At 42.0% G+C, this 15,760-nt stretch carries 14 protein-coding genes and 1 pseudogene; 7 read left to right on the top strand and 8 right to left on the bottom strand.

The genetic code is table 11. From position 1 onward, the window contains the following. Window positions 1-139 precede the first annotated feature (139 nt). From IM462_RS21260 to IM462_RS13785, 3 genes and pseudogenes are all read right to left on the bottom strand, one after another. Window positions 140-223: pseudogene (locus IM462_RS21260) on the bottom strand (IS5/IS1182 family transposase); the annotation flags it as partial. A gap of 135 nt (window positions 224-358) precedes the next feature. Further along, on the bottom strand, window positions 359-1,225 hold the full coding sequence (locus IM462_RS13790) for a glycosyltransferase (protein WP_287702376.1): 867 nt from the start codon (window positions 1,223-1,225) through the stop codon (window positions 359-361). A 20-nt stretch (window positions 1,226-1,245) separates the two neighbouring features. Further along, window positions 1,246-2,850: a glycosyltransferase 87 family protein gene (locus tag IM462_RS13785; protein ID WP_287702374.1), complete on the bottom strand. Its 1,605-nt coding sequence runs from the start codon at window positions 2,848-2,850 to the stop codon at window positions 1,246-1,248. 240 nt (window positions 2,851-3,090) lie between these two features. Between IM462_RS13785 and IM462_RS13780 the strand changes: the two genes are divergently transcribed. Beyond that, on the top strand, window positions 3,091-4,749 hold the full coding sequence (locus tag IM462_RS13780; protein ID WP_287702372.1) for a glycosyltransferase family protein: 1,659 nt from the start codon (window positions 3,091-3,093) through the stop codon (window positions 4,747-4,749). Continuing rightward, window positions 4,746-5,711 carry a glycosyltransferase family 2 protein gene (locus IM462_RS13775; RefSeq protein ID WP_287702370.1) on the top strand — a complete coding sequence of 322 codons (966 nt, stop codon included), beginning with the start codon at window positions 4,746-4,748 and terminating at the stop codon, window positions 5,709-5,711. The genes IM462_RS13780 and IM462_RS13775 overlap by 4 nt, the downstream gene beginning before the upstream one ends. A gap of 44 nt (window positions 5,712-5,755) precedes the next feature. Here IM462_RS13775 and IM462_RS13770 read toward each other — a convergent pair whose 3' ends face one another. Next, complete coding sequence (locus IM462_RS13770; protein WP_002737496.1) at window positions 5,756-6,121, bottom strand: DUF1815 family protein; 366 nt, start codon at window positions 6,119-6,121, stop codon at window positions 5,756-5,758. 572 nt (window positions 6,122-6,693) lie between these two features. On the opposite strand from IM462_RS13770, the gene rpe reads away from it, so the two are divergent. Continuing rightward, complete coding sequence (rpe, locus tag IM462_RS13765) at window positions 6,694-7,401, top strand: ribulose-phosphate 3-epimerase (protein ID WP_008206602.1); 708 nt, start codon at window positions 6,694-6,696, stop codon at window positions 7,399-7,401. 48 nt (window positions 7,402-7,449) lie between these two features. Here the strand turns inward: rpe and hisN are convergent, their stop codons facing one another. After that, window positions 7,450-8,256: a histidinol-phosphatase gene (hisN, locus tag IM462_RS13760; RefSeq protein ID WP_287702367.1), complete on the bottom strand. Its 807-nt coding sequence runs from the start codon at window positions 8,254-8,256 to the stop codon at window positions 7,450-7,452. Window positions 8,257-8,897: 641 nt separating this feature from the next. Between hisN and IM462_RS13755 the strand changes: the two genes are divergently transcribed. From IM462_RS13755 to hypF, 3 genes are read left to right on the top strand one after another with little or no spacing between them, the layout of a single operon-like run. Continuing rightward, a complete protein-coding gene (locus tag IM462_RS13755) occupies window positions 8,898-9,350 on the top strand; it encodes a coiled-coil domain-containing protein (RefSeq protein WP_287702365.1) in 453 nt (150 codons plus the stop codon). Between the two features lie 52 nt (window positions 9,351-9,402). After that, window positions 9,403-10,077: an ATP-dependent Zn protease gene (locus IM462_RS13750; protein WP_287702363.1), complete on the top strand. Its 675-nt coding sequence runs from the start codon at window positions 9,403-9,405 to the stop codon at window positions 10,075-10,077. A 49-nt stretch (window positions 10,078-10,126) separates the two neighbouring features. Further along, on the top strand, window positions 10,127-12,391 hold the full coding sequence (hypF, locus tag IM462_RS13745) for a carbamoyltransferase HypF (protein ID WP_287702362.1): 2,265 nt from the start codon (window positions 10,127-10,129) through the stop codon (window positions 12,389-12,391). A 120-nt stretch (window positions 12,392-12,511) separates the two neighbouring features. Here hypF and IM462_RS13740 read toward each other — a convergent pair whose 3' ends face one another. Continuing rightward, window positions 12,512-12,802, bottom strand: a complete 291-nt coding sequence (locus IM462_RS13740) for a hypothetical protein (protein WP_287702361.1) — start codon at window positions 12,800-12,802, stop codon at window positions 12,512-12,514. Window positions 12,803-13,167: 365 nt separating this feature from the next. Here IM462_RS13740 and IM462_RS13735 point away from each other — a divergent pair, with 365 nt between their 5' ends. Continuing rightward, on the top strand, window positions 13,168-14,898 hold the full coding sequence (locus IM462_RS13735) for a diflavin flavoprotein (protein ID WP_287702360.1): 1,731 nt from the start codon (window positions 13,168-13,170) through the stop codon (window positions 14,896-14,898). Between the two features lie 72 nt (window positions 14,899-14,970). Here the strand turns inward: IM462_RS13735 and IM462_RS13730 are convergent, their stop codons facing one another. Both IM462_RS13730 and IM462_RS13725 read right to left on the bottom strand, forming a co-directional pair. Continuing rightward, entirely contained in the window at window positions 14,971-15,453 is a 483-nt protein-coding gene (locus IM462_RS13730) for a PIN domain-containing protein (RefSeq protein ID WP_002754797.1), read from the bottom strand. Then, window positions 15,440-15,724 carry a UPF0175 family protein gene (locus IM462_RS13725; protein ID WP_002754799.1) on the bottom strand — a complete coding sequence of 95 codons (285 nt, stop codon included), beginning with the start codon at window positions 15,722-15,724 and terminating at the stop codon, window positions 15,440-15,442. Before IM462_RS13725 ends, IM462_RS13730 begins: the two co-directional genes overlap by 14 nt. Window positions 15,725-15,760: the final 36 nt, after the last annotated feature.

Raw genomic sequence — 15,760 nt, 5'->3', positions numbered from 1 at the left:
CTCCAGCTACATCAAATGTTCCAAAAAAATATAGAAGAGCTAATGCAAATTAGCCGCTATCGGTTGAAGGATTACATCAAAGGACAAAGAGCAATATCGCTTGCCCTATCTACCTTCTAGCTCGCTTGTCCCCCTCTCAGGGTATCTCTGCTTGATTTAGTAGAGCTTTTTTTCCTTTTAAACGGAAGTTTCCCGATTGTAAAAGCATCCGTCTTTTTGAATTGTTCATCTGATAAGTTTTGATAATCTATACTTTTGCTAATAAACATAGCAAAAGCATAGATGATTTCCTGACATAAGATCACATTTTATTCTTTTTTTGACTTCTATCTAAAAATTGATAAAAAAGCAAAATCCTTCATTGCACCATAAAAAAATTATGCAAGAGGTCTATTCTTTGACAATAGAGTTGAATTCCTTGCAGCTTGGCTAGGGAGAATTTTGGTTTAATGGGAAGGAGCAGTAAAGACATAAAACTCATCCGCAGCAAGCGATAAACAAGGATAGTTAAAGTCGTATGTTTTTCGAGACTGAGAAGATAACTATAGATATTATGAGTTAGTCTTAGATAACCATAGCGACGGGTGATAGAAGATGGTTCATGAATGATTTTAATCTGATTGGTAACAACGACTAAATAGCCTTGATTTGCGTATCTTCGGGAAAAATCAAAGTCTTCGTAGTAGAGAAAGTAATCGGGATCAAAATGGGGACAAGTGGAAAAATTCGAGAAATTAATTAATAAACTGCATCCCGTCACCCAGTCAGGAATAAGATAGGGTTTATCTCCATAGTCTAAGGATTCCTCCACCACGTTAATTGTGCCGATTTTGGCATTAAATTTTCCCCAACCAAACCAGATTTTACCATCCGGTTCGTAAATTTCTGTACCAGCGATGGCAACTTCCCGATATTGCTGAAAAAATTTGCTTGCTTTCTCCAGAGAGTCCGGTAATAAGTAAGCGTCAGGATTAACTAACCAAACGATAGCTTCTCTGTCTTGTTGATAAATCCAATCAAGTCCCACATTACATCCTTTCCCAAATCCTAAATTTTCCCCCGCTTCAATAATCTTGACTCTTTTCGCTGCTAAAGATTGGATATTTTTATCTTCAGTGGAATTGTTAACAATGATGAGAGTAGCAGATAAGTCATCGTCGAGGGAAGCGATTAAACGCTTAATTAATTCCGCGCAATTGTAGTTAACGGTCAATAGATAAATCATTACAGATAAAAGGTAGAGAATTACTTTTTCTGAAGACGACAGAGATTAAAATTTTCAATTTTACTGGGAAAGGGTTGACAACTTTGGAAGTCAATAACGAGATTTTCCTTCGCTAAATCACCCACTATATCAGGCGATTTTTTATTAAAGTCCGTCTGGAGAATGTAGAGAGATTCTGGGGGAGTATTAGCAATAAATGTCTCGGCATTTTTTCGCATTAAAGTTCCTTCACTGACTCCCATATTTCCTCGCAATCGCACAAAACGAGTCGAGGCAGGAAAATGGGGAACTAGATAACCTGTTCCTTCATCTCCCCACACAACAATCGTGGAATTTTCGTAGGGTTTTAATGCTTGACTATCGATACCAAAATAATTATCTGACCATCCCATTCTCCACCAGTCTAAGGGTTTGACTGTAGCAGCAATTAAGGTAAAAATAGCGATAGAGATTATAAAAACTGTCCTTTTATGAGGATAAAGATAGGCAATAATCAGGATAATTAAAACCGGTGTGATTAACTCTAGAACCATCAGATAGCGATAAATAGAAAACCCCTTTAACCAGATCAGATAGGCACTACAATAAAAAGGTAGTAAAAATCTGAGAATAGGTAAATGGACTAAATTATTTTGTTGCTCTAGAGAACGGCGAGAGGTGTAGCGATAAATAATTACTCCCAGAAGAATAACAATTAAAAGATAGGCAATAGCAAAACGAGTCTCTTTAAATTTTACCTCAGCCACTAGGGTTTGTTCCTGCACAAAATAAAAGGGATAAAATAAAAATTGCCAAACATCTTTCGGTAAAAAGCGTGCATCTTGCAGGTTAAAATCTGTTTCGATGTAGGGAGATTGAAAAATTTTGTTGAAGAAGGGAAAAAGGGGATTAGCAAAATTAGTCCACATCAGGATTATCCAATAACCCGTCGTCAGGGAAAATCCCACAGCCATAGAGAGAATTAAGGACAGAAGATTACGCAGCTTTTCCCTGATGGTATTGGTTAAAAAACTAATCGCCACGATTAAACTGATACTATACAGTGCCGTGGTCAATTTTAGTCCTGTTGCTAGTCCTAAAAGCAATCCTGCGAAAATTATAGTTTTAACCTTAACCGGTTGATTACGACCAAGACAAGCGATAATTAAAAATAATCCTGCCAAAACAAAAACACTGCTGGTACTATCACCAATACTGGTTCCCAACTCTGATAGAAAAGCTGCCCCAAATATACTGGTAATTGCTGCCGCTATGCTTAAAGTTATCTTGTATCTTTCGCCAACTTTATCGAAGGAGTGATAAGTGATTAAATGAACTAACCACTGATTTAATCCATGGAAACCTCCCAAGAAAAAACCGACCACCACCGGAGGTAGTTTTAGGTAATAGATAGCAACGAAAAAAGGAACATCCATCAAAGGATTAAAGAAAGTTTGTATCTGTGCTGGGAGGACATCATACTTAAAACGTCCCGTTAATAACATATAGGGATTATAAAAATGATAATTGCGTAAATCCCAGCTAACATCTTGACCTAAGATAACTGATAAAATCCCTAGTCCGATAAAATAAACTACTGCCCAGAAGAGGGGATGAGTCAGGGTGAACCGTTTTAATAATGCCATAATTTAATCAATAATTTTGGTGAATTCGACGAGAAAACTAACCCGTTTTTGTGCCATTAGACTAATTAGTAGCTCTGGGACGAGTCGGACTTTTAGCTGATAGCTTTTTACTTGATATACCATGTTTGGCTAACAAATACAAACGGAAACTTTTAACTCCCAAAAACGTCTTTGGGCAAGTTGACCAAATTTTGATATACTAAGGTGATAGAATTGCCCACCATACTGACTCGATCGCCCATGAAGTCCGAAAAAGGGTTAATCTCGGTCAAGCAAGCTTATCTAAAAATTCTATCGGTGATCCTAGTTCTGGCGATAATTGGTTTATCGGTAGTCGGAAACTATGGTATCACTTGGGACGAACCGATCGAAGTGGATATGGTCAATCATAATCTCGAATATATCCGAGAAAACAAGCCCATATCAGAAATGTCCCGTCATTACGGCTTTTATTTTAACTACATATCCCAACTTATCTACGAAACCAAAGAAAATTTTTTCCCTGCTACTGCCAATCTTCCTCCCAATCCCACCGATAAGGAGGAATGGCTATCGAGGATCTGGCAAATAACCCGGGTTAAGCACGTCGTCACCTTTCTTTTTTCCCTGATTGCCTATCTATCGGTGGTGGGAATCGTCGCTATCTTAGCAGGAATCGAATCTGCTTGGTTAGGGGCGCTAATTTTAGCCCTATTTCCCGCTTTTTGGGGTCATAGCTTCTTTAATCCCAAAGATATTCCCTTTGCAGCCATGTTCACCCTCGGAACCTTCACGGGTTCCCTATTGCTGGATAAATATTTTCAGTCCGAAAATCAGGCTATTAAACTAGGATTTAACCGTTTAACTGTTTATTCTTGTCTCTACGGGATTATCGCTGGTTTAATCACCGGAATTCGCATCGGTGGCTTTTTTATCCTCTTTTATCTCATCTTCGCCCATCTGGTGGCCCGATGGGATCTCAAAACCCTCCCCAAAACTCTCTGGCGTTTTCTGCCCCTATACGCAGTTATTGTACTTTTTTGGGCAATAACCACCTATATTGTTCACCCTGCCGCTTGGAGAAACCCGATTACTTGGTTTATCGAAGCGATAACCCTCATGTCCAAGTTTAACATCTGGGATAATACGGTTCTCTTTGACGGTCAAAATATCCCCGGTCGTTCCTTGCCTTGGTACTATCTACCCCGGCTATTTTCCCTCACCACCCCCGTCCTCCTGCAAATCGCCGTCTTGGTGGGTGTAATGGTGATTTTGACAAAAATGACCAAATTAACGCCAACCCAGCGTGCTTGCGCCCTAATCACCGTACTCCAAGCGTTTTTACTGCCTACCGTTGCTATCCTGCGTCAATCTACTCTCTACGACGGCATCCGTCACTTTTTATTTGTCATTCCCGCCCTAGCAGCGATCGCAAGTACGGCTATTATTTGGACATACCATAAACTCAAGCGAAAGTCAATAAAAATCTTTCTAACGACCCTGCTAATCCTCAACTTTAGCGTCATCGTCTATGACATGATTAGCCTGCATCCCTACGAATACACCTACTATAATCGCGCCTACGGAGGCTTAAAAGCAGCCCAAGGTCAACAGGAAACCGATTACTGGGGATTAAGTCTCAAAGAGGGGATGGAATGGCTTAATCAAAATGCCGCCGCTAACTCTACCATCGTCGTTGCCGGTCCGATGTTTGCGGCAGAAATGGTAGAAGATCACCAACGAAACTTTACGATGATCTATCGAGATGACTTTGCTTGGGGAAAGGCCCCCGACCCCGATTATTACATGGGTTTATCCCGATACGATTATTTCCAAGCTTTCCCCCATTGTCCCACTGTTCACGCCGTCCAACGCCAAGAAACCCCCCTAACTATCATTAAACATTGTCGTCAGCCATGATCGAAATGACCGCTATTCCGCCGATTTCCCTGCAAAACTACCGTATCGCCGCGATTATTCCCTGTCACAACGAAGAACTAACGATCGCTAAAGTTGTCTCCCAATTCCAAACTTTTCTGCCAGAAGCGGCAATTTATGTTTATAACAACCGCTCTACCGATGATACCGTGACGGAGGCACTCAAAGCTGGGGCGATCGTGCGTCAGGAAATCCAACCGGGAAAAGGCAATGTTGTCCGGCGGATGTTTGCCGATATCGAAGCGGATATCTATATTCTTATTGATGGCGATGATACCTACGAAATTGCGGCAGTACGTCGCTTAATTGAACGAATGCTGCGGGAACAATTGGATATGGTGGTCGGTGCGCGTCGGGAAGCGGCAAAATCCTCCCAGGCTTATCGTCCGGGTCATCGCGCTGGTAATCTATTTTTAACAGGATTCGTTAAATTTCTGTTTGGAGCGCGTTTAATCGATATGCTCTCTGGTTATCGTGTCTTTTCCCGTCGTTTCGTCAAATCTTTTCCCGCTTTATCCAATGGTTTCGAGATTGAAACCGAGTTAACTATCCACACTTTAGAATTAAAAATTCCCTTCGCTGAAGAACCAACCCTCTACGGGGAACGTCCCGAGGGTTCCCAAAGTAAGTTAAAAACCTTTCAAGATGGCTGGCGGGTATTGGGAACCGCTATTCTACTTTTTAAAGAAATTCGTCCTTTTCTCTTTTTTAGCCTTGTCTCGCTGATTTTGGCGGTTATTTCCCTCCTCTTAGCGATTCCCGTCCTGTTTGAATACCTCGAAACCGGCTTAGTGCCACGTTTTCCCACCGCTATTTTATCGGCCTCGATCATGCTTTTAGCCTTTTTAGGTTTGACCTGTGGCATGATCCTCGATTCCGTCTCCCGGGGACGAAAAGAGATGAAACGAATGGCTTATCTAGCTAACAGTTGGCTGAAAGCTTAGGGAAAAAAGCTCCCTAAACATACAAGTTTAGGTCACATCTCCAGTTAAACCGTCTCTAACCGTTGCAGCACGGAGGAGGGTTTTTTGTCAATAAATTCCGCCGGCGGAATTTGATATTTAATCAGATTGGCTAATTCCTGTAGTTGGCTGATGGCTTCCGCACCTTCGAGTTTCATTAACTCTCGATCATCGCGCATTTCTGTCCAGGTGATGCCGTAATCGGACACGAGAAACCGAATTAGATGGGTTTCACCCAATCCCACCATAAAAGATGCGCTATTCATTTGACCGCCACAGGTGTAGCAAGATGCTAGATAACCTTGATTTTCTAGTGCGATCGCTAAAGCCTGCAAATCCATGACTAAGTCTTTGACCAGTTGGCGATGCTGTTCTGCAAGTCGTTTAAACACAATTTTCCTCCTGATAACACTCCTCAAGTATAAAACCTTAACACTTTTTTAAGATTCTTTTTTGAGAAAATAAGGTAAGCGAACTAAGTTTTCTTACGGATAGTAAGTAACAAAATGTAAAGAACCTGAAACCTAGGGTAGCGTGAATTCCTGAGATAGCCAAGTATATATAGCGGTTCTCGCATCTGTGCGGCACACTTAAACCTTTGCTGATTAAGCTGTTCAGGATTGGGAATGTACCTCTTGTGAATCAGAAACGCTATATAACCACAAAGCCACCAGTTTATCCATCTTTCCACCCCCTCGATCCCAACTATTCCCATCATGCCTATTTTTAAAGTTTATGATCCAGTTTCGACAAAAAAGTTCGTAAATCTAGGTAGGTGGGGTGTAGGGTGATGGGGTGATGGGGTGTGGGGTGTGGGGTGTGGGGTGTGGGGTGTGGGGAGAATAAATAAAAATAATCTCCTGTCTCCTGTCTCCTGTCTCCTGATTACTGATTACTGATCACTGATCACTGATTGCTGATAAGATTGTTACGAAAATATAAACACGAAATTCTATAGTTAGCCATGACCCAAAACGGAAGCTCGAAGTCGATCGTTGTCTCTCCCTCGATCCTATCGGCGGATTTTAGTAAATTAGGAGCCGATATCGAGGCTGTGGATAAGGCAGGAGCCGATTGGATTCACGTTGATGTGATGGATGGTCGTTTTGTCCCGAATATCACCATTGGACCCCTGATTGTCTCCGCTATTCGTCCCTATACGAAAAAACCTTTAGATGTGCATTTAATGATCGTCGAACCGGAAAAATATGTGGCTGACTTTGCGAAAGCGGGTGCTGACATTATTTCTGTTCACGCTGAACATAATGCTTCTCCCCACCTCCATCGTACTCTTTGCCAAATCCGCGAACTCGGTAAACAAGCGGGTGTGGTATTAAATCCCTCCACTCCCTTAGATTTAATCGAATATGTGCTGCATTTGTGCGATTTAGTCTTAATTATGAGCGTTAACCCCGGTTTTGGTGGCCAGAGTTTTATCCCGGAAGTTGTCCCCAAAATCCGTCAATTACGCCAAATGTGCGATGAAAAAGGCTTGGATCCTTGGATTGAAGTGGATGGCGGCTTAAAACCGGCTAATACTTGGCAAGTTCTCGAAGCGGGTGCTAATGCGATCGTAGCAGGTTCGGCGGTATTTAATGCCCCAGATTACGCGGCGGCGATCGAAGGTATCCGTCACAGCAAACGTCCCCAACCTCAATTAGCCACGGTTTAATTGCCGCGGGGGTGGGTTAGCTGTTGATTAATTATCTTGGCATTCGCACTAACCCACTCTGCTGATTTGTTCTAAAACCTGCTGCCATAAACCCGAATTAGAGACGGCTAAAACTTCGCTAGAATCAGCTTGTAGGGGATTACCAGACCAATCGCTAATTATTCCGCCCGCACCTTCAATAATCGGGATTAAAGCACAAAAATCGTAGTATTTCAGGTCTGATTCTAGGATTACCATCGGCATGGCAGTGCAGCCAGTGGCTAACATCATATAGTTATAACAATCACCCCCAAAAGCGGTACGTTTACAGACGCTTTGCAGCTGACGAGCGATCGCCTGTTGTCGTTCTGTGATAAACATTAAGGGGGTGGTGGAGGCTAAACAGGCATTTTTTAAGACAAGTTCCCGATCTTGACGGTAGGGATTAACAATCATCCGGTTATTATAAAGACTCCCTTTTCCCTTCACTCCTAACCAGCGATCGCCTAAAATCGGTTGATCGACAATTCCTAAAATCGGTTGATTTTCTGCCACTAGGGCGATTAAAGTCCCAAAAATCGGTAATCCCTTGACAAAAGAGGATGTGCCATCGATCGGATCCAACACCCAATAACGACCACTTTGGGAAGGAATATTGGCTCCTTCTTCCCTAATAACCCCATCTTCGGGTAATTCTCGCTGAATAATCGCCACCATCGCCTCCTCAGCTTCTTGATCGGCGATTGTTACTATTGAGGAAACTTGATCGAGTTTGGTCTCGGTTTCTAGATGGGGCTGCCGAAAATAGCGCCGGATAATCTCTCCAGAAGCGTCCGCTAATTGATGAGCTAGTTGGATAGTGCGATCGATATTCATCAATAAAAGTTATCCATACAGGAAAACAATAATGTTTATTTATGGGAAAGGGGAAGTGGGGAGAGGTGGAGGATTTAGCGGAAATTTCCCTATCACCCTAAATCCCTATTGCCTCTTGGATAGTGCGATCAATATTCATCAATAAAAGTTATCCATACAGGAAAACAATAATGTTTATTTATGGGAAAGGGGAATTCGGGAAGTGGGGAAGTGGGGGAAATTTGCCTATCACCCTAAATCCCTATTGCCTCTTGGATAGTGCGATCGATATTCATCAATAAAAGTTATCCATACAGGAAAACGATAATGTTTATTTATGGTAAAGGGGAAGTAGGGAGAGGTGGAGGATTTAGCGGAAATTTCCCTATCACCCTAAATCCCTATTGCCTCTTGGATAGTGCGATCAATATTCATCAATAAAAGTTATCCATAGTGGAAAACGATAATGTTTATTTATGGGAAAGGGGAATTCGGGAAGTGGGGAAGTGGGGGAAATTTGCCTATCACCCTAAATCCCTATTGCCGCGTCGAAGCTAGAACTATCAGTGGGTAACAGTTTGATTTTGACTCCATAATTAAATTAGTCAACGATCGACTCAATCTCAAGACGAGAAAAAATTAATCTATTAGGAGTTTAGCTGATGACGGCTTTTACGGAAAATGACCTAAAAAGGTTAGAAAATCTGATTATCAATGGACAAAAAGCGATCGAAACTCGTTTAACCTCTCTGGAGAGTGGACAAAAAGCGATCGAAACTCGTTTAACCTCTTTGGAGAATGGACAAAAAGCGCTCGAAACTCGTTTAACCTCTTTGGAGAGTGGACAAAAAGCGATCGAGAATAGCGTCGGAGAGATCAAAAGAGAAATTCAAGTCCTAGAGATAGGACAGACGGAAATTAAGGGAGAAATCAGGACTTTAGACGCAAAAATCACCGGTTTAAATGAAAGAGTGCAACTCATCGAGGCATCCGTGGGAAAAATTCCCGATTTAGCTGAAAAAATTGGGGAAGTAAAAAACTGGAAACAGATCGGTATATCGATTGTGACTGCTTTTGTGGGTGGGGTAATTGGTTGGTTAATTCGGGGAAAATAAAACTAGGCAATGTAACATAGTATTAAGCATTTGTATATTTTTATTAATTTTTATGGAACAGACAGCTTTAAATCTGATCGCAATTACCGTTTTTTCGATCACTCTTTCCGTATTTGTCACCCCTTTGCTGTCTATTTCGCCTTTTGTCCCCGCTTTGGCTACTTTTAGCCTCTTGGGATTAGTTACCGTTGATACTCTCACCTTTAATAACCGGGGCGTGACTTTACTACTGGATGCTCTTTCTCCTAGTAAACACCGTCAAAGAGTTATTTACCACGAAGCCGGACATTTTCTCACCGCTTATATTTTAGGCATTCCGATCGCCAGTTATAGTTTGACCGCTTGGGAAGCCTTTCGTCAAGGCCAGGAGGGAGTCGGCGGTGTTCAATTTGAACTGGCAGATTTAGAGCAAAAAGTCAAGAACTTTACCGATTTTCCTGCTTTTTTAGAGAGAATTTCTACGGTGTGGATGGCGGGAATTGCTGCCGAAACCTTAGTTTATGGTAAAGCGGAGGGGGGAGAAAGCGATCGATTTTATCTGCAATCGGCCTTAAAATTAGCGGGGGTTTCCGAGAATAATTATGCCCAAAAAGAGCGCTGGAGTTTATTACAGGCAAAAACTCTTTTAGAAAAACAACAGACTGCCTATCAAGCTTTGGTGATAGCTATGGAAAAAAGGGCCAGTGTGGAAGAATGCTGTCGGGTGATTAGTGAAAGTTTAGTATAACGGGAAAAGTAATCAGGGATAGATTTGATAATTTCCCCGTTAAATTTTTATGAATAATCAGAGCATTCAATCGGATCAGCGATTAGCTTTAATTGTGCGCGGAGCAGTACAAGGAGTCGGTTTTCGTCCTTTTGTTTATCGATTAGCAACGGAATTAAACCTAACGGGTTGGGTGAATAATACAGCAGCGGGAGTTTTTATTGAAGTCGAGGGCGATCGAGACAAACTAGAAACTTTTTTGACTCGATTATCTTTAGAAAAACCCCCTCGATCGCTAATTGAAAATATTGAGACTCAATGGTTAAATCCTATCGGTTATCAAAACTTTAGCATACGCCGGAGCAGCGGCGGTGAAAAGAATACAATTGTTCTGCCAGATTTAGCCACTTGTCCCGATTGTTTAGCCGATATTTTTGACCCTAATAATCGTCGTTATCGCTATCCTTTTACTAACTGCACTAACTGCGGTCCTCGCTACAGTATCATCGAGAGTTTACCCTATGATCGCAGTGCCACAACTATGAGGGGTTTTAATCAGTGTCCCGAATGTCAAAGGGAATACGAAAACCCTCTGGATCGCCGTTTTCATGCCCAACCGAATGCCTGTCCTAGTTGCGGACCCCAAATTAGTCTTTTAGATAGTCAAGGCTCTGTATTAGCGGAAAAAGATCAAGCTTTAATTGCCACTGCTAGAGCAATTCAACAGGGAAAAATTATAGCGATCAAAGGATTAGGAGGATTTCACCTAGTTGTCGATGCAAGAAATACGGAAGCAGTGCAAAAATTGCGACAACGTAAACAGCGACTGGATAAGCCTTTTGCCGTGATGTATCCTAATCTTGAGTTAGTGAAAAAGCATGGTTATGTCTCTTCTTTAGAATCGCAATTATTGCAGTCTCCTGCTGCAGCAATCGTCCTGATTAAACAGCGAAAAAATTATCTTTCTGCTGCCGTTTCTCCGGGTAATCCCTACCTAGGAGTCATGTTACCCTATACTCCCCTACATCATCTTTTATTAGCAGAATTAGGCTTTCCTATTGTAGCAACCAGTGGTAATCTAGCCGATGAACCTATCTGTATTGACGAAAAAGAAGCTTTAGAAAAATTAGGAAAAATCGCCGATTTATTTCTAGTTCATAATCGTCCAATAGTTCGACCAGTGGATGACTCTATTATCAGGGAAATGGCGGGAAAAGCGATGATTTTGCGGCGAGCGCGGGGATATGCTCCCTTTCCTGTTAAAGTTAATGAGGGAGATTTTCCCCCGATTCTGGCCGTGGGAAGTTATTTTAAAAATACCGTGGCTATCTATCAAAAAAATCAAGTTTTTATCAGTCAACACATAGGCGATTTAGATACGGTTAATGCTGTTAATCATTTTGAAAATATCCTCGATAGTTTAAAAAAATTATACGAGTTTGCACCCGAAGTTATTGCCTGTGATGCTCATCCTGAATATCTAGCAACCAAGTACGCTTATAGCTTAAATTTGCCCGTTATTCCCATTCAACACCATTACGCTCACGTTTTATCCTGCATGGCAGAACATCAGCTACAACCTCCGGTTTTAGGGGTTGCTTGGGATGGAACAGGATACGGTTTAGACGGCACAATTTGGGGGGGAGAATTTATCCATATCACTGCCGATTCTTGGCAGCGAGTCGCCCATTTTAAACCCTGGCCATTACCCGGAGGAAACAAAGCAGTTAAGGAACCCAGACGAGTGGCTTTAGGATTACTAGAAGTTATGGAAAATACTGATAGGATAAAATCAGCTTTTAGTGAACAGGAATGGTCTATTTTTAGGCAAATGTTAACCAGAAAAATTAATTGTCCGTTAACTTCTAGTGTCGGGCGTTTGTTTGATGGTGTGGCTGCGATTCTAGGTTTATGTTATCAATTAAGTTTTGAGGGACAGGCAGCAATGCAGTTAGAATTTGCCCTTGAGGACATTAAAACCGAGGAATATTATAATTTTTCTTTATCAGATGACTCACCCATAGTTATTGATTGGAATCAGATAATTTTAGGAGTTGTTGAGGATTTAGAAAAACAAGTACAAATCGGCATAATTGCCGCTAAATTTCATAATAGTTTAAGTGAGATTATTGTAGAAATTGCTCACCAAATAGGTAGAGAAAAAATTCTCCTGACGGGAGGCTGTTTTCAAAATCGTTATCTAACGGAAAGAACAATTAATCGCCTACAAGCTTCGGGATTTCAACCCTACTGGCAGCAAACCGTTCCCACTAATGATGGTGGTATTAGCCTTGGTCAAATTATCGGGGCTTTTTCTAGACTCAAACAGTTCTAGATAGGACAAAATTAACTTCTTGGTTAGGACAGGCAAGAGGTAGTTATAAACCACAGAGACACAAAGAACACAGAGAGCCGATTTTTTTCTAGACTGTTGAGATGGTCGAAAATTGAGATTTTAGTTTAAACGATGCCACTCAACGATTTTATTGCCTACTTTCAAAATAATTGCTTGACCTAAACCCAGTTCTTGTGTCACATTAACTAGATGGGCGAAATTTTGATGAGTGATTGCTAGTCCCTGCAAACAGGCTAGAAAATCGAGACAGAGAACCGTAGAAAATTCCCAAGTTTGTCGGTAAACACGGCAATTATCCGGTAAAAAAGCCACAAGAGTGCGAAAATGACTCAAAGCGGCTTTCTCAAAATTGGCGCTAGTGCAGTCAAAAGACGAGTGCTGATAGCTCATAAAAACTTTGCTTGATAGGGAAAGAGCAGGGTTTCCCTCAGACTAGCACCTCGCTTCTGGGGATCACCTTCCCTTTAGAATTTCTCAATAGACTGGCAAATCCCCCCAGAGGAGTATCGTTACCCGCGAGCCAATTGCTAGAAGCTAGGTTTCTTCCCAGAGATAGTGTACTGTAGATATTGATGTCCTTCCGGCTGGCAAGATAACCTATAAATTTCCCCACTCGTCCCCAGCGATAAAAGGCTGTATTTAGTCAAAAATCAAGTGTTGACTTTGATGCCAAACTTGCCTAGTAAAAAATGATCACAGCCTCAAGTTGCCGCTTAACTAATTGACTACTTAACTGATAACTGGTAACTAAGATTATGAATAATGCAATTGTCAAACCGAGAGATGTACAAGTAGCACCTATTGCCGTCGATACTTTTGTCTTTCGTTCCCGCACTTGGGACAGGTTAAAATTCGAGATCGAATACGGATTACAAAAGGGAACCACCGCCAATAGTTATCTGATTAAAGGTGAAAAGGTCGCTCTTTTTGATCCACCGGGGGAATCATTCTCGGCTATATTTTTAGAGGCTTTAACTAAAAGAATCGATCCGAAAACGATTGATTATATTATTCTCGGTCACGTTAACCCCAATCGTGCCGTCACCCTCAAGGCACTTTTAGAAATCGCGCCTCAAGTCACTTTTGTTTGTTCCAATCCGGGGGCAATTTCCCTGAAAAAAATTCTCGAAACCGAAGCATTAAATCTGTTGGTTGTCAAGGGGGAAGAAATATTAAATTTAGGGGCAAACCATCAATTAGAATTTATCCCCACTCCTAACCCCAGATTTCCCGATCAACTCTGTACCTACGACAGTAAAACCGATATTCTCTACACCGATAAATTGTTCGGAGCGCACGTTTGTGGCGACCAAATTTTTGATGAGGGTTGGAGCGTTTATAACGAAGATCGGCGTTATTATTTTGATTGTCTCATGGCTCCCTATGCCAGCCAAATTAGCAACGCTTTGGAGAAATTAGCCGCTAAATCGCCCTTATTTTATGCCGTTGGTCACGGTCCTCTGGTGCGTTACGCGATGCACGAATTGACCCTTTCCTATCAACAATGGTTAGCAGTACAAAAGTATCAAGAGTTGACAATCGCCCTGATTTATGCCAGTGCCTACGGCAACACCACCACCCTCGCTCAAGCGATCGCCATGGGGATCACGAAAGCGGGAGTAGCAGTCACGGCGATTAATGCCGAGTTCGCTGAACCGGACGAGATCAAAACGGCGATCGAAAAAAGTGTCGGTTTTATCTTTGGTTCCCCCACTTTGGGAGGACACGCACCGACTCCCATCCAAACCGCCTTGGGGATTACCCTAGCAAATGGCGATAAAAGCAAGCTGGTGGGAGTTTTTGGCTCCTACGGTTGGAGTGGGGAAGCGGTCGATCTTTTAGAAGGTAAATTCCGGGATGGCGGTTATCGCTTCGGTTTTGAGCCAATTCGGGTTAAATTTAAACCCACGGAGGCAATTTTAAAGACCTGTGAGGAAGCAGGAACCGATTTCGCTCAAGCAGTCAAAAAAGCTCGCAAAAGCAGACAACCGAAAACTAATGTTAACCAATCCCAAAGCGATCGGCGATCGCAGGCTCTGGGCCGTTTGGTGGGTTCTCTCTGTATCGTCACCTGCGAATTGGGGGAATTGCGCGGCGCCATGTTAGCCTCTTGGGTATCGCAAGCGACGTTCACTCCCCCCGGATTGACTATTGCCGTGGCGAAAGAACGAGCGATCGAGTCTCTGCTTTATAGCGGTACGCCTTTTGTCCTTAATATCCTCCAAGAAGGTCAACATTTGGCTTTAATGAAGCATTTTCTTAAACCTTTTACTCCAGGAGAAGATCGTTTCGCTAATATCGAAACCACTAAAGCTGAGAACGGTGGGCCGATTCTGGCCGAAGCGCTCGCTTATCTGGAATGTCGGGTGGAACAACGAATGGAGTGCGGTGATCATTGGCTGCTTTATGCGATCGCAGAAAAAGGCAGGGTTTTACACCAGGGTTTAACCGCCATCCATCATCGCAAATCTGGCAGTTATTATTAACTCATGGTGACGGGCAAGGGATCGCAAAAAACAAGGGTTTCGGCTGATCCCGAAAGTGAACAATACTCTCCCCTATCCTTCTGCTACTGTTTGTAAAACAAGATCAATAAATTTCTGGCTGTAGTATATGCCTTGTTGTTGCATCGTTTCTATGTAAGGTTTGACTGCAGCGATCTTTCCCAACTGTTTTGCTTTAATTAAAATACCGATCGAACCTGTAATTGGAATATTGAGAGATTTACACACCTGACGAGCCGCTAATTCATCGATAAGCACTAAAGGGGCTTTTTGTTCTAGTGCAAGGACGATGACTTCTGATTCTCCTCGATCCAGAGTCGGTAATAGTAAGGAAACCTGCTGTTGAGAGGCGATTTCTCGGACAGAAATCCACTGTTCTCGTAATAGATCGATCGAGCCAGTTTTGTCTTGATCGTAAGTGCTGATTTCAAGAGCTACTGCCTTAGGAATAATGATGCTTTTAACTATTTCTTGTAAAAGACCGAGTTGACCAATTCGCGCAAAAGCGATGAGGGGAGTAGCGTTACTTACAATCATCAGGCTCCAGTTTTTCTATTCCCTTTAATTCAACCGCTAACGCCGATTCGTCATAATCAAACAATACAATCCCTTTTTTAGACAAAATATCCATAAATTCTAGGCGATTAATTCTCGCTAATTCCGCCGCTTTTCCTAAAGAAAGTCGCTTTTCTTGAAAATAATAAATAGCGGCCAGAAGTTTAATTTCTTGACCGAGTTCATCAATTCCTATTTTTAAAGCGGCAAGAACATCGGGAGAAAATTCTAGATTTAATATTTCATTTTTCATTCTAAGTACCTAGTTAAAAATAAAGTTAACTTTAGA

The sequence above is a fragment of the Microcystis sp. M144S2 genome (genome assembly GCF_020246065.1).
Taxonomy (GTDB): domain Bacteria; phylum Cyanobacteriota; class Cyanobacteriia; order Cyanobacteriales; family Microcystaceae; genus Microcystis; species Microcystis ichthyoblabe_A.
The sequence above is the reverse complement of the archived record's forward strand: the minus strand, read 5'-3'. Positions and strand labels throughout refer to the sequence as shown.

Coding starts and splice junctions, on each gene's coding strand:
- IM462_RS13775 (WP_287702370.1), top strand. CDS start 4,746: ATGATCGAAATGACCGCTATTCCGCCGATTTCCCTGCAAAACTACCGT.
- IM462_RS13780 (WP_287702372.1), top strand. CDS start 3,091: ATGAAGTCCGAAAAAGGGTTAATCTCGGTCAAGCAAGCTTATCTAAAA.
- IM462_RS13750 (WP_287702363.1), top strand. CDS start 9,403: ATGGAACAGACAGCTTTAAATCTGATCGCAATTACCGTTTTTTCGATC.
- rpe (WP_008206602.1), top strand. CDS start 6,694: ATGACCCAAAACGGAAGCTCGAAGTCGATCGTTGTCTCTCCCTCGATC.
- IM462_RS13755 (WP_287702365.1), top strand. CDS start 8,898: ATGACGGCTTTTACGGAAAATGACCTAAAAAGGTTAGAAAATCTGATT.
- hisN (WP_287702367.1), bottom strand. CDS start 8,256: ATGAATATCGATCGCACTATCCAACTAGCTCATCAATTAGCGGACGCT.
- IM462_RS13740 (WP_287702361.1), bottom strand. CDS start 12,802: ATGAGCTATCAGCACTCGTCTTTTGACTGCACTAGCGCCAATTTTGAG.
- IM462_RS13735 (WP_287702360.1), top strand. CDS start 13,168: ATGAATAATGCAATTGTCAAACCGAGAGATGTACAAGTAGCACCTATT.
- IM462_RS13785 (WP_287702374.1), bottom strand. CDS start 2,850: ATGGCATTATTAAAACGGTTCACCCTGACTCATCCCCTCTTCTGGGCA.
- hypF (WP_287702362.1), top strand. CDS start 10,127: ATGAATAATCAGAGCATTCAATCGGATCAGCGATTAGCTTTAATTGTG.
- IM462_RS13730 (WP_002754797.1), bottom strand. CDS start 15,453: ATGATTGTAAGTAACGCTACTCCCCTCATCGCTTTTGCGCGAATTGGT.
- IM462_RS13790 (WP_287702376.1), bottom strand. CDS start 1,225: ATGATTTATCTATTGACCGTTAACTACAATTGCGCGGAATTAATTAAG.
- IM462_RS13725 (WP_002754799.1), bottom strand. CDS start 15,724: ATGAAAAATGAAATATTAAATCTAGAATTTTCTCCCGATGTTCTTGCC.